At 42.8% G+C, this 15,264-nt stretch carries 10 protein-coding genes; all 10 read right to left on the bottom strand.

The genetic code is table 11. From position 1 onward, the window contains the following. Nucleotides 1-2 precede the first annotated feature (2 nt). Nucleotides 3-2,417, bottom strand: coding sequence for a hypothetical protein (locus B5X60_RS02495; protein WP_079701069.1), 2,415 nt, complete (start codon nucleotides 2,415-2,417; stop codon nucleotides 3-5). A gap of 36 nt (nucleotides 2,418-2,453) precedes the next feature. Further along, the gene (locus B5X60_RS02490; protein ID WP_139377344.1) at nucleotides 2,454-4,748 is read right to left on the bottom strand and encodes a DUF7133 domain-containing protein; all 2,295 of its coding nucleotides are present in this window, start codon (nucleotides 4,746-4,748) and stop codon (nucleotides 2,454-2,456) included. Between the two features lie 37 nt (nucleotides 4,749-4,785). Continuing rightward, nucleotides 4,786-6,132: a Gfo/Idh/MocA family protein gene (locus tag B5X60_RS02485; protein WP_079701067.1), complete on the bottom strand. Its 1,347-nt coding sequence runs from the start codon at nucleotides 6,130-6,132 to the stop codon at nucleotides 4,786-4,788. A gap of 16 nt (nucleotides 6,133-6,148) precedes the next feature. Next, nucleotides 6,149-7,195, bottom strand: a complete 1,047-nt coding sequence (locus B5X60_RS02480) for a formylglycine-generating enzyme family protein (RefSeq protein WP_079701065.1) — start codon at nucleotides 7,193-7,195, stop codon at nucleotides 6,149-6,151. A gap of 91 nt (nucleotides 7,196-7,286) precedes the next feature. After that, nucleotides 7,287-8,333, bottom strand: coding sequence for an aldo/keto reductase (locus tag B5X60_RS02475; RefSeq protein ID WP_079701063.1), 1,047 nt, complete (start codon nucleotides 8,331-8,333; stop codon nucleotides 7,287-7,289). 73 nt (nucleotides 8,334-8,406) lie between these two features. Then, entirely contained in the window at nucleotides 8,407-9,771 is a 1,365-nt protein-coding gene (locus B5X60_RS02470; RefSeq protein WP_079701061.1) for a DUF4861 family protein, read from the bottom strand. A 17-nt stretch (nucleotides 9,772-9,788) separates the two neighbouring features. After that, nucleotides 9,789-10,757: an amidohydrolase family protein gene (locus B5X60_RS02465; RefSeq protein ID WP_079702277.1), complete on the bottom strand. Its 969-nt coding sequence runs from the start codon at nucleotides 10,755-10,757 to the stop codon at nucleotides 9,789-9,791. A gap of 23 nt (nucleotides 10,758-10,780) precedes the next feature. Next, nucleotides 10,781-12,358: a sulfatase gene (locus B5X60_RS02460; RefSeq protein WP_079701059.1), complete on the bottom strand. Its 1,578-nt coding sequence runs from the start codon at nucleotides 12,356-12,358 to the stop codon at nucleotides 10,781-10,783. Between the two features lie 26 nt (nucleotides 12,359-12,384). After that, a complete protein-coding gene (locus B5X60_RS02455) occupies nucleotides 12,385-13,719 on the bottom strand; it encodes an AGE family epimerase/isomerase (protein WP_079701057.1) in 1,335 nt (444 codons plus the stop codon). A gap of 2 nt (nucleotides 13,720-13,721) precedes the next feature. Beyond that, nucleotides 13,722-15,053 (bottom strand): AGE family epimerase/isomerase, encoded by a 1,332-nt coding sequence (locus tag B5X60_RS02450; protein WP_079701055.1) that lies wholly within the window; start codon nucleotides 15,051-15,053, stop codon nucleotides 13,722-13,724. Nucleotides 15,054-15,264 lie beyond the last annotated feature (211 nt).

Below are 15,264 nucleotides of genomic sequence, written 5' to 3'. Positions count from 1 at the left end.
ATTTATACACCCCATGACTCAAGCTCATGATGGGCTTTGAGCATCGATATGAATCGTTCACTAAATGTCAGCCCTTGACTTTTGTGATAAGCTACAATGTCGTTACCCAGTCGCGTATTCAAATGATTATAGAGAACCCCTTTGTTTATTTGAATAAAGCCGATTCTATCCACTAATTCCGGGTGTGCAAGTTCGTCTACCCGGGGTGCATAAATTATACAATTTGTGAAGCTCGTCCCTAGAGTTGCCGCAATGCTGTAATATGGTTTTTCAGTCTTTATAACTGAAGCTTCAAACTTACAGTTTGTGAAAGTCAACGATCCTCTAAGTGAACCGTTCAATGCCCCGGTAAAGCGGATAATCTTACAATTACCGACACTCATCTCAACAATACTGCCTCCAAGATGAGCGGCGAATTCATTACAACCGTTCACTTGGATACTTGGATACAACGCATATTCATCAGTATAGGTTGAATTTGAAGTATTTTTTAAGGATAAGTGAACCTGATCGATTGCCTGCGGATCCGAAGCGCCTAACTTCTCAAGGTGAATATCTTCAAATATCATTTTGCAATTCGTCCGGACTTGAACGCCATCGTATGAGCCACGTTTGGAAAGCTGGAAATTTTGCGGATCAGGGATATTGAGAAGTCGCATTCCTTGCTCCCTTCCCTCTACTACCACATTCTTAAATTCCATGTGGGATGGAAAAAACACCCTCCCTCCATAGCCAGCTCGAGAAAATGGAGACAGACGCATCAACCAGGAAATACCTTTTGAATTGGGAACTGTACTAAAATCGACAACCATATTTTCGACCTTAATAGTACGCCCATAACCTATTGGATATTTATAGTCAATATCATCAGCGGCCATGGTCAGAATTGCGGTCTCTCCCATTCCGGTGGGAACATGTTTACAATTATTTATCCTTATGTCACCATCCCATTTCCCGCCATAATCCCGACGAAAACTGACAAAGCTATTGCTTCTACAGGTTGTATTTTCAATAAACAAATCTCCTCCTCCGGTGATTGTTATTCCATTTGTGCCAACTTTTGAATCTTTAATATATAAGTTCCAGCAGTAGAAATGAACATCGATCCGGTTTAGCATACATTGCTCAACCCGGAAATTCTTGAATAAATTGGTACCGAAAACTCCCCAGTGAATCGGACTACCTTCAGCGGTAACGTTCCGGAATGTTGCATTTAAAGCATAACTGCCCCCGATGCCATAAGTACCGTTAGGAACATCTTTTTCGGTACCAGGCCGATCTTTCTCCCAGGGAATAAGCGTTGCATTCTCAAGCAGGACGTCATAGACATATGAAAAAGTATAAAAACCCTTGCGGGGAGCCATTGCCACGTCTGCATTCCCTTTTTCGAGCCCAATCCATTGGTTTCTTATTACCGTTCGGCTGCGATTTACAGTGATTCCCATACTAAAATAAGAACCGCCGCCGATATTAGAACTTTCACCCGAAAAATAAAAGGTACCTCCATCAATGATTAAATAGCTGTTACTACCAGGGTAGGCAACGATCTTTGTATAGTCTTTAAATCCCCAGGCAAGATCGCCGATAACTCTGCCGTGTTCTTCGATAAAGAAAAACTCCTCTCTCGCCTTCGTGGATCGGCCAGCATAAACATCTCCGCTTCTTACACCAACTCGGTCATTACTATCAGTTACAACAATTAGATAGTTTTTGTACGGAGCAAGTTCCGGAATAATAGTAGCACCTGGCCTCATTTGAGCCAGTAGCCTGGCTTTTGTTTCCGCATCAAACTCAAGAGTCATAGGTTTTTCCCGTCCGGAGACGATAAAAATATTTTCATTCAGGGAATTGAATTTTTCGTCGATATGAAAAATTGTATGACCCCAATTAACGTTGGTAAGAATTTGAATAAGTTTTGCTTGTTTGATCCAGAATTCTCCATGAGTATTCACAACAGGGATGTCCATCCTGTTTGCAAAATCATGAGCTTCTTTGATCTGTATCCCATCATCATTTTGCCCATCACCTATGGCGCCAAACATCCTATAGTTTACACTGGTCGAATTAATGATCGAGGCATAAAGATCGTTGGTGATAATGATGGTGCCTGTCAAGTCTTGTATTTTCCCTTCTGAGATAATGTACTCGGCCCCACCCCCATCCCCTACGGTATAATATCCGTATGTTCGAGCTATATTTCCAGCCTTTAATGTTTGGTCCATCTTTAATTGCTGCACAGTGGCATAATCATTACAGACTAACTTCTTTAATGGAAAATTCGAATTCTCATCTGGAATTGAAGCAGAAGCAATTCCTCCTGAAAGACTTGCAATACTTGCCAGGCTAAATGCTTTGATTGCGTTACGCCTGTTTAGCGAATTTTTACTGACGTAGGCCTCAGAGGAGTGATTATCCATTTTGATGGTGGCTGTGTTTTAAAATCTTATATCGATCTACTTGGTTCCTTCCAGTTCTGCAGCGGTGAATGAACCCTGCCTGCTTTCAAATTTCTTACGGATTTTGATCACCTCTTCCCGACTAATTTTCTCAGCTTCATTGCTCCATGAATTTCTTATGAAACTTGATAACTGAGCGATATCCTCGTCGACAATATCTTTATTGCTTCCGATTCCAGGCATGTCTCCATTTATTTCCGGTGCCTGGTAAACCTTATTGTTAACTTTAACCGGACCACTTAGGCCATGTAGCAGTATCGCTATCAACGTCTCTTTGCTTCCAGTCACCCACTCAGATCTGTTTAGAGGTGGTGCTAATGCACGAACCCCATTTCCATCTGCGCCATGGCATGGCTGGCAGGTCGATCTGAAGAGGCTCGCTCCTCGTGGATACTGCTTCCTGAGTAGGTTCGCATCCTTATTGCTTTCATTGCTTTTTATGTCGGAAATTGTCTTTCTTAACTGAACAAAAATTGCCTGAGTTGTGTCAGGGCGCGATTGTACCATTCGTCTGTAAAAAGTTGCTTCCTGGCCTTTAAGATTACTGACGACTGCGTCGGTGACATAGATGTTATTTGGGTACTTTCCGGAAATCTGCTGATAAAGATCGGTGATGACTTTTGCATCGAATGGCTTCAACTTTCCAATCTGAAATGCCAGATAGGGTGCTATAAGCGTATCGGTCTGCTCAATCATTTCCTGCAGAACGGGTTTATATTTGACTACATTGTCATTGGTCATTGTTGACGGTAAAGCACTAAGCGCCTGTGCCCGTATATTCCAATCTTTATGCTTAAGCAATGGAAGGATGTCTGAAGATTGTAATAAGCCAAGGCCTTCCAACGCCCACAATGCGTGTATTCCCGCGAGGTCTCCGGCATTCTTTGTCATTAATTCCCTTAGTTTGCCCTCTGCCTTTACATAGTTTCCATCGATAATCATCTGTTGTGCCTTATCCCTAACCCAACCGTTTGGATGTTTTAGCATTTCGACCAACTTTGAGGGACTTGCAGGCATTTCCACAGCTTTAATTGAACTATTTTTAGGAACTATCCTGTAAATTCGTCCGCAGTTTACAGGCTTCTCGAGCGAGCGCTTTTTAATCTCATTTTTAAGGTAGTCAGTAAGAAAGGATTTGTGCTGAATAATTCCCCGGTACATGTCGACTACATAAAGCGCGCCATCTGGACCATTATACAAACTTACAGGGCGAAAACGCTCATCAAAACTTACAAGAAATTCCTTTCCCTGATATGCTTGCTTTGCTTCGGTGGTAAAGCCTTTGCCTGACAATATATTTCTTTTGATAAGATTTGCGGCGGGTTCGGCTACAAAAACGTTGTTGTAATATTGTTTGGAAAATAGATCTCCTCGATATAATGCAGGTCCACATGCTGCAGTAAAACTAACAAGGCGCTTTGCACTGTCAAGGACATTGTCTTTATATCCTCTGTTCACCCCAGGAGTTGGTCGTGCTGGGTATACCCGGTTGTCTGAAATAATCCTTTCATTGAATCCCCTTACCCTTTGTAAATTTTCATTGCCCGAACCGAGGCCCGGCAGGAAATAATCGCCCAAAATATTTTGAGAGTTGTTATTGTAATATAAGCGACCAAAATCGTCCTGCGTAATTCCCCATTGCCCCCGCAAATGCGTGCGCTCGGTCAGCCATTTATCGCCCACCTTGCGATAACGTTTTTCAGATCCTCCGCTGTAGATCCAGTTGTCCATGGCCCTGAACAAGCTGTTAGCCTGGGCTTCGACATTGCCTCCTTCAGTGTACGATTCGTCAACCAGAGTCCTCTTTCCAGCCTTGTCATTATTTATTTCGACAAACCAAAGTCGCGGTGGCTCGGCTACAAGAATTCCATTGTCTACGAGGCACAGAGCTCTCGGCATCACCAGTGAATCAAGAAAAACTTTGCGCTCATCCACCCTACCATCTTTGTCTTTGTCTTCGAGAATAACAATTCTGCCATTTTTCTTGTCCTCTTCCGAACCATCTGCATCCGTCATGTAGCCCTGCATTTCAACCACCCACATCCTATTCTTGTCATCAAAGTTCATTGCAACAGGCGAGCTGATATCTGGCTCAGCCGTAACAAGCTGTATTTCAAATCCATCCTCAAGGATCATTTTTTTAACAGATTCTTCGGGAGATACAAATGGTGCCGAATCGTAGTTATTTGCACCTATCGACGCACTAGTCTGCTGTTGGGTAGCAGGCTTTTTCGGATAGCAACTAACTATAAAAATTACGGCGAAAACTAGAGCAGAATATATTTTAGACATATGGTATTAGATCAGACAACAAAATTTAAAACATCGATTACACTTTAAGTTCCCAACCTTTGTGATACTCGCGCGTCCACAGCTTTGATGCTTGTTTATCTCGCAGTATATGCCCGTTTTCGGGATTAATATCAAGTGTACGACCAGTACGTTGAGCAATATTGCCAAGCTGTAAAAGCAATGTGCTTTTATGTCCTTCAGCAATTTCAGAATTTAACTTCGCCCCTGTTCTTATCCCGTCAAAGAAATTGCGAAGATGAATTGCATCCAGTTGCTGAGAGGGTGTTGACAGACTCCTTGCATCAGTTACGACAGGATCTCCTTTTACATGGCGAAGAAGTTTCCCGGTAATGTCGAAAACCTTATAAGATGTACTGTCGCCGATTAAGATAGATCCTTTCTCGCCATACCACATCACACCGGCACCACCACCTTCAATTGGCTGATTGTTACAGCTTCGCCCCTCCCAACTGATCATCTTATTGTCGGCAAACTGCATGTTCATTATTTGAGTATCGGGAGTTTCCCAGTCGTCCTGATATCTGAACCTTCCTCCAGATGAATTAACCTTTACCGGAAAATCGACTCCAAGACCCCAACGGGCCAGATCCACAGTATGTGTACCATTGTTTGGACCTTCCCCAGTTCCCCAATTCCAGAACCAATGCCAGTTATAATGGATGAGGTTATCCTGATATGGGCGGCGCGGAGCAGGCCCCTGCCATAATTCGTAATCAAGCCAGGAAGGAACTTCTACTTTTTTACCAATTCCTATGGATGCTCTATTATTTGTATACCAGGTTTTAGCCAGGTAAGGTCTGCCTATTGCTCCGGCTTTGATCTCGGCTATGGCTCCAACAGAATTTGGCCAGGACCGACGCTGGTTTCCCATCTGTATTTTTCTATTATATTTCCTAGAAGCTTCCACAATCATTTCGCCCTCGGCAGGACTATGACTTGCAGGTTTTTCAAGGTAAACATGCTTACCTGCCTGAACCGCCATTATAGCTGCTGTAGCATGCCAGTGGTCTGGGGCAGCAACCATCAGTATATCAACATCCTTATCCTCCAGAGTTCTCCTGAAATCCGGAGCAGCTTTAGGAGCCTTAGTTTGTATCTTACTCACGGCGTCAATGAATTTATCAGCTGCTCGTTTATCAACATCAGATGCATACACAACTTCGCAGTCCGGCTGGTTAGCAAAGTTGGTTCCTACAGCAAAACCCCGAGCATTTAAGCCCATACATGAGATCATCAAACGGTCGTTTGATCCGAGAATACGGCTGTAGCTCTTTGCGCTAAAGCCCGGGAGGATGCCCCCAAATGAAACCGCGGCGGTTCCAATCATTGCTTTTTTAACGAAATCTCGTCGTGAATTTTTCATTCGTATATTTCTTTATCTAAAAATTCTTAATGCTTTTAGGAGATGCAGCATCTCTGACACATCGGAATCCAAGGTTATTACTCGCACTGTTCACCTCTCCTTTTCCCCGGCTTCCCGGTTTATAACGAATACAGTATTGGTCACTGCATAAAAACGACCCACCCCTTTGTACTCGTTTTATTAAGCCAGGCTCATCCGGGTCAAAACTATCTGTTGGCCCCTTTGGATTGGCTTGTGGACTTTTTGCATAGTAGTCCGCACGGTAAAAGTCACTGCACCATTCCCAAACATTTCCATCCATATCATACAGGCCATAACCATTAGCGGGAAAAGATTTAACCGGAGCAAGATCTTCAAACCCATCCTCGGATGTATTTGCATCAGGGAAATTTCCCTGATAAATATTCGCCATCCATTTTCCTCCAGGTTTGAGCTCATTCCCCCAATAATACGGTTGCCTGCCTTTTCCACCCTGAGCTGCATACTCCCACTCTGCTTCAGTAGGAAGTCGCTTTCCAGCCCACTTAGCATAGGCTTCGGCATCAGTATAGCTAATATGTACCGCAGGATCGTTTGGTCGCCCGGTAACGGAGCTTTGCGGCCCTTTCGGGTTACGCCAGTTTGCGCCATGAACGTATGCCCACCATTGCAGTGGGTTATCGTAGGAAACAGGCTGAGCTGTAGGCGTAAAGACACCCGAGCCAGGCACAAGATTTTCGACAGGCACTCCCGGGAAATCAGCAGGGTTTATTGGTTGTTCTGCCACAGTTTTATAATTGGTGGCATTTACAAACTTTTCAAATTCAGCATTGGTCACCTCATGTTCATCCATCCAAAAGCCCTTCAGTGTAACTTGATGAATTGGCTGTGCATCCGCGAAAGCGGGATCACTCGACCCCATAGTGAATGTACCGGGAGGTATCCAAAGCATTTTCTCAGGTACAGTATCAATTTTCGTTTCAGTGAATGTAATCTTGTCCGAAGGGTTCTTTTTTTCCTGAGTGCAGCTTAATAATACTGAGCAGAAATAAAAAGCGAGAAAAATAAGAGGAAGGCTTTTCATGGTCCGGAATATACAATTAAAAAGAGAATCTAAAAATAGGACTCATGCAGCAACAGTTTGTATATGTACCGGTTTTTGTTACATCAAACTATTATGAAATAAGTTCGGCAACCAGCTTTTTATGTTCGTCGGAAAGTGAAATATTACCGGCTGCAGCATTAGATTCCAATTGTTTTATGTTGGAAGACGTCGGGATAACTGGGCCCATTCCAGGGATAGATAACATATAAGCAATCACCAACTGATTAAGTTCGATGGTTAGCTCGGCGGCGATCTTTGAAAGTGACTGTAATTTTTTTATTGTTTCTTTGCCCGTCCTTTCCTGTAAAAGGCCCTCATCAAATAATCTGTCACCCGGACCAGCGGTGCTAGGGTCAAGGTACCTGTTGGTAAGAAGACCGCGCGCCATCGGACTCCAGGCGATAAATGAAATATCGGAACGCTCAGCATACTCCAAGGCGCCCTCAAACCCCTTGCCCTCACCGTTCAATATGTCAAATTGGTTCTGAAGTGCCACAATTCTCACACGAGAGGACAATTTCGACTCCACAGACTGGTACAATTTAAGCTGGTCTGCGGTAAAATTTGAAACTGCAAAATACCTGACGAGGTCCTGCTTTACCAGATCCTCAATGGCAAGCAGGCTTTCATCCGGCGGCGTTAGGGGATCAAATGAATGAAAGTAAAGGAGGTCGATATGATCAGTCTGCAAACGTTCGAGGCTGGAATAAACGGATTCCATAATATTTGTTCTGGACAGCCCGCAGTGATTTGGAGTAAGTCCATCCATCCCGCCTGACAGCTTTGTTGCAAGAACTATATTTCTACGTTGATCGGGATTGTCTTTAAACCAGGAGCCGATCAATCGTTCCGAATTTCCTGATGCATTATTGTAACGATTTGCGGTATCCCAAAAAGTTACTCCAAGTTCCAACGCACGGTCAAAAATTTGCATCGAACTCTTTTCATCAATTCTCGATCCGTCACCTGTATGTGGATATCCCATTTTCCAGGTACCGAGTCCGACATCTGATACTTTTAGACCCGAATTACCCAGATGCCGGTAAGGCATGTCATTGAAGCTCTGTATTTCAAACGGGATGTTATAAAAACGGGTACTAACGTTCTTTCCTTTCATAGAGCCTATTGTAGTGATTTTGATGATCTTAATAAGTCAATAATTTAAGCGTTAAGATCATTAAGAGTAACTGTTATTTCTTTACTTCGTAGCCATGCACGCTAATAACAGGCTGATTGTTGTATTTCAGGGCCTCGTCTTCAACATATTTCACAAAGTCTTTCTCGTTGTTATTTACCTGCCCGAAGCTCCAGGCACCGACGATCATATATTCATAAGACAAATCTGACGTGACAGGCATCTTGAATACATGATTTTCACCGAAGTTTTTAATGGCTTTATATTCAGGTTTATATTTATCCTTTATTACCAGTCCGATCCCCTGCCATGGCACTCGCAAAACCTCATCGCCAATATCTTCATCCGGAATACGTGCATCAACATCCTTCCCCATCGAGATTGCGATTCCTTTTTTATTAACGGAAGCATATTCGTTCATTATTTTACGAATGCCAGCCCCGAAATTAGCATTTGCTGACGGCGGCAAAAATTTAGTGAATTTGGTTTCGACGATGCTCCAGCTCTTATTTGCAATAGCTGTATAATATTGTTCAAGCTCATAAAATCCTTTACCTGAGTTCCAGTTAGTAGTTGTGACCTTAATCATGCTTCGCAAGGGCCCATTATATACTTGTGAAAATGCATAACGTGTATCTTCAAAGGGTCCTTTGTTTTTAAATGGAGAATGGTAAGCTCGCGAAGGATTTTCCATATCTGCTGGATTTTCAAACACACACATTCCACCGGCTCCAAAAGTATTGGCTACAGTCATAATGTCTGTACCCATTTCCCATGGCATGTAATACCCGGATTTATTGGTTGAATATTCATAGTATGCGGTAAGCATTGGTGCACGTTTTCCGTGCAGGTCGACATCATGAGGATACCATAATTTCCATCCCATATCCTTTGATTCCCATAGAGGAACAGTATGCCTGCCGTAATTCGACAAAGAGCCATGAACCTGATGTTCATAAAGCCCACGCTCATAAGCATCGATGTAAATATAGAAATCACGGCTTTCTTTTGGTGCAAGGTCTGTCATAAAGAATATTTCATCCCAAATACCGTCGTTGTCCTTATCATCTACCTGAAGTTCAACATAATGCCCGTTGGTTTCTTTCCGTCTAACATAGCCGCTCATTGCTTTTAGCTGAGCAACGGTAGGTTCAGGATCTGAGGGTAAAGCCGGGTCAACAATTCCTATCCAGCGTTCCGGAATATTCTGATAGGGTAAGGTATTTCTTGGGACAACCACTGGGCTGCCTTTGACAGGAATATCCAAGGGATTTGAAACCGTTATACGTATACGTCGGCTAGGATTATAGTCTTTTCCTTCGGTATACCAGCCGGTCTTGACCTGGGCGTTCGAGGAGGCCGCCAAAAAGAGGAATAAAAACGCCGGTCTCATGTTCATGGCAAAGAGTTTAGCAATCATTGTAGTTTGGTTATAAATTATAGTTTGAGTAGGCGTTTTGAATTTTCATAGAGAATTTTCCGTTCCACTTGTTTACTTGGTGCGACACGCTTTATGCCAGCAATGATCTTTGCACCGGTACATTTATCCCCGTGCCCAAATGCATCCGGACAATCGCTTCCAAATACTATTTGGTCCTGATGGCGCTGCATAAATGCTTTCATATGTTCTTCGTCGCGTAAAATGGCGTTAAGACCGGAGGGAGCCGAAAGGTCGGCATACAGGTTTTTGTATTTCGTTAATAGAATGTCGATTAATCCGCCAGGAGTAACTTTACCTTTAGGGTATATATTGTTTTGGTCAAGCTGCTCCTTCCCCATATTTGCCCACCATGATTGAGAATGGGCTAAGAACTTCACATTAGGATATTTCTCAAGCATGGTATGGAACCGCTCAAGCCCCCGATTATACATTTTATGCTGCCAATGCATCAGAATGGGCACATCATACTTGTCAGCCAGCATATAGATTTTTTGCATTTCCGGAGAATCGCATTCCACATTAAATTTCGATTCACCAATAAATAGAGCCCCTAACTTCAGGTACTTTTCAATCTCTTCAATTGCTCCGGGGAAGTCAGGCACCTCATTCGCCCCAAACAGAAACTCCTTGGGATATTTTTTTGAGAAATTGTAGCAGGCTTCATTCCCTGTAGCTTCAGCCTGAAGCCCATTTCCGACACCATAATAGGTCGAACCATAATCTAGAGGGCGTCCTGCAGGTTGCAACACAGTTAAGGTTACGCCCATTGCACGCTGATGTGCTAGAAGCTGCTCATCCGTCCTGTTCACATAATTAGTATGTTGGTGAATATCAATTATCGGCTCTTTCTCCTGCGCAGATAAGCTTTCGCTCAAAAAGATGGATGGCATGGTTAGACCAGCGACAACACCTAAGCCAGCCAATGAATTCTGTTTGATAAAATTCCGTCTCGAATAGTTTCTCATTCTCTGTTGATTAAATTTGTACATCAAAAAAACTTTGTGTTTCCGCTCATACTTTCCAAAGGCAAGTATTCGGTTTTACGTACTAATCCTTCCGCTGTTATACTATATCCTTTCGGATTACCACCTGGCCACTTCAAATGATTTACCTGCTCCAGCAATAATCTCCTGTGATCAGCAATAACTTTTTTGCTTGATCCTTTGTAAGCGATGTTTTCCCATTCGTTATCATCTGTCTGATGATCATACAGTTCTTCGAGATTAATAAATGGATAATAGATGTACCTGTATTTGTCGGTGCGTATGGTATATGCATCCCCACCAGTGGCTTCCGGACCCTCCTTCAACTCATAACCCGTTACCACGCCACGATGGTTGAAATTTTGACCTTTGAGCATAGGAACGAGACTTTCCCCATCTACATAAGCTGGCGCCTTTTCCCCAATTAATTCTGCGAGGGTCGGATAAAGATCTATAATGCCAACAGGCTTGTGAGTAGAAGTTCCTCCCTTAGTTACTCCTGGTGCGAACACAAATAATGGTGCCCGGGTTGAGCGCTCCCATAAAGTGAATTTCTCCCAGTTCTCCTTTTCTCCCATATGCATTCCATGGTCCGACCATAGAACAATGATGGTATTATTTTTATAAGCTGACTTTTCAAAAGCGTCAAGTAATCTTCCAAGCATGGCATCTGTAAAAGAAATGGTCGCCATATACGCCTGGACAACTTTCTTCTGCTGGTTATTATCAAGAATAAATTTATGGAGAGGACGTCTTCCATGAACAAACGCATCCTCCAGATCATTTTGTTTAATCTTCACATCCGGCACAGATTCAAGCGGATACATATCGAAATATTTTTGAGGCACTTCCCATGGATCATGTGGCTTCGTTAGGCCAACTGCGAGAAATAAAGGCTTATCATACTTCTGCGCGAGTTGGTAGTTTGCCCAGTCGACAATTTGATAGTCTGCCATATATTCGTCGCCCATAGCAATGGGACCCCAGCTAAAATAATCAGGTTGTTTTCCGACAAATAATTTTGGATCGATTACACTTAAAGGCGCTCTGACCTGAAACGGGATTGGTATTGCAAGGCTTGGATAATAATAATCCCATCCTTTAGCTTCAGACTGATTTACCGTAGCACGAGGCGGTGCAAGTGTATGATAAATCTTTCCACCTGCAAGAGTTGTATAACCTTTATCCTTAAAAAACTGTTCGATCGTTTGAACATCCTTAAGTGCAGGTACTTTGCGCCATTCCGGATGTTTCCAGCCAGTTATGCCAGACTTTGCCGGGTGGACTCCAGTCATGATAGCTGCCCGTGAGGGTGCGCAGGCAGGAGAAGGCACATGTGCATTTGTAAAACTCATCGACATTTTGGCCAGGCGGTCAAAATTAGGTGTCTTAAGTCCAGGCATACCCCCAAAGGCTGCGGGATTAATCCAGTCATTTAAATCATCAACAGAGATGAACAGCACATTTGGTTTTACAGAGCGGTTTGTTTGGGCACTACCCTTTAAGCTGAGAAGTAACGACATCGTAGCAAGTAAAAAGATCTTCATTAAAGTCAGCTTCGCAATCATTAAATTTGAGTTCATTAGCAATATTTTATCAACTGGTTTTATTAGGAAAATAGTCCGGAAGGTTTTTCATTACGCTTAAGAATTCTTTCGAATGCCAAAAGACTTACCATTAGTTGCCTGGGATAATGATAGTGTTCTGCCCTGCTAGATGAATGCTTCTCTACTTTTCGGTCCCCACTATCAATGACGAAAGCATATTCTGGTCTGACAAATTTATCTCTAACATAGTGCTCTGTTTCGGCAAAACATTGCAAAGCCCATTGGTCACCGGTATGCTCGATAAGGATGAGAGCACCAATCATAATTTCTTCCTGCAGCCAGCGTACTTTCGTCAGCAAAAATGTATTTGCAGGGATGTTTTCAAATGCATAATAGTGTCCGCCGAATACATTGTCCCGGGCCATTTCTACATGCCGTTTAAACTCGTCAGATGATCTCTTAAAAAGAGATTTATCATTTCGAAGTACCGCATAATTCATAACAAACGCAAGTGTTTCGCAACCATGGCCTATATCACCATATTGGGAGGCAATCAGATCAGACAGCGGACTAAGATCGTGAGACAACGCTTCAGTCAAGACACCATATTCCTTTGAGATATGGTGATTTAAAATCGCATCTACACAACGGTCGGCCAGTGCAACAATTCGTTCATCCTGTCTTTGCCTAAGAATTTGTGTAGACAGACTGAGCAAGATCATCCAGTGTCCTAGTATCCGTGGTCCTTGAATCCGTTTTTCAGCTTTATACGGGTATTCAAAATCCGGGCGATCATATCGCTCAACGGCCTTCAGGATAATTTCAATTGCCTGGTCTAAATATTGTTTCTCACCTATTGCTTTGGAATATTCTGCTAGTCCTTCAGCTACAAATAGGTTTCCGTAGATATCACCGGGTGTATTGCCAATCGGTTTTCCTTCACGGGTAAAATTCGTGACATAAAAACTTCCATCTTTCGGCAAAAGCTTTAAAATAAAATCTTTCGATTTTGTTGCGATTTCCAAGTAACGCGGATTTTTGTCCAGGTTATTATATAGAAATGAATACATCCAAATTCCTCTTCCCTCGAACCATGCGCGCTTATTTGTAGTAATGGTCTTCCTGTTCAGAATATCCACTGCGCACATAAAACCGCCATACTCATGATCTACAACTAGTTTATCCATATTAGGAATAAATTGCTCAAGCAAGGCTTTTCTGTACTGCGTTATAAGGTCCCGGATATTTAAATCCTTTATACATTCAACGGTTGATTTTTTTTCAGGCGGTATACCAAATGCTTGCACAGGAATCAAACCCGAAAGTAAGGGAGCACCCATTGCTGCAAACCCTGTTAGGGAAGTATTTCTCAGAAATTTGCGTCTTGTGTTTTCCATCACTAAATAAACAAACCAGAAATTTTCCCCTTGCGTGCTATTATCCTGTTTAATGCAAGCAGATTGAGCATAAGATGACGAGGATGATGGTAATGCTCTGCGCGATTTTTCTGGTGCTCTTTCATCAGTCGATCGCCGCCGGCAGGCCAAAATGCATATCCGGGACGATCGAAGTTCTTATTAACATAACCAAGAGTTTCTTTAAAACAGTTTTGAGCCCAGGCATCGCCTGTATGCTCAGCGAGGAACAAGGTCCCAATGAGGATTTCTTCCTGAAGCCAAAGGACTTTATCCACCTTCCATATATTATTGCTTACATTATCAAGCGACCTAAAGTATCCGCCGAAAACTGTATCATGGGCAACGGTGACGTGCCGTTTAAAAATTTTAGCAGTGCGACTGAAAAGCTCCTGATCCTTACGGCGGGCGGCTTCAAATATCATCATCCAGCAAGTTTCGATGCCGTGCCCCATGTAAGCAAAATCACCAAATGAATTTTGCGGCCGGCTGAAGTCATGATTAAGTACTTCATTGAAAAGATGGTATTCTGGATTGAGATGATGATTAAGAAGTGCGTCCAAACATCTGTCTGCCAGCTTTTCTATTTCGGGATCAGGTCCAGTTTCAAGCATTTGAGTTGCCGCCCTTAAGAAAACCATCCAATGGCCCACCACGCGAGGTGCCGGTACCTTTGGAGCTTCGGGATTCAAATAGGCAACGTAGTAGTCGTAGCTCGGACTATCGAAACGAGCGAGGCAAGCCATTACAATTTTCTTTGCGAGATCGCGATATTCGCTTTCACCGGAAGCTTTTGCATATTCTGCCAGGCCTTCAGCGATGAACAGGCCAGTGTAAATATCGCCCGGACCTGAAAGTGCTTTACCTTCACGTGTAAATGAAGTCGGCCAGAAACTATTATCAGCCGGCTTTAATTTCAGGATAAGGTCTTTTGACTTCCTGGCAACCTCAAGGTATTTTGGATTCTTTCCGAGGTTGTTGTATAGAAATGAATAGGTCCATAGCCCACGGCCTTCAAACCATGCACTTTTATTCGTACCTAATTGCCTGCGGGTTACTATATCTACTGCACAATTAAATCCGCCATATTCATGGTCAATAACAAGACTGTCCATATTTGGCAAAAACTTATCAAAGAGATCAGAGTGATATTTGTTTCGTACGGTGGCAAGCATTGCGCCAAAATCTTTTCCACCAAATGCATATTGATTGTCACTGGTTATTACTGATTCGGGTTTTATAATATTACATCCTGAGATGCTAAAATTACTCAAGCCGGCTATAACCGCACCTGACATAAACTGCCTTCTTTTCATCTTATTTCAACGAATTACAATAGTCGTTTCCTCCCTCATTTCACAATCCTATCAGCTCAACTAAAATACAATTAATTTGACATCGTACACCAAATTTTAAAAGTAATTTATGCGTATTAAAACCTTCGTGTACGTAAACATAAGCAGAAACCTTGAGAGATGTGTCTGTATGTTGTTCAGGCATCGAAATTATCTCCTGAGTGCTCAAAAA

It is taken from the genome of Daejeonella lutea (assembly GCF_900168015.1).
Classification (GTDB): domain Bacteria; phylum Bacteroidota; class Bacteroidia; order Sphingobacteriales; family Sphingobacteriaceae; genus Daejeonella; species Daejeonella lutea.
This window is presented reverse-complemented; position numbering and strand designations above follow the sequence as displayed.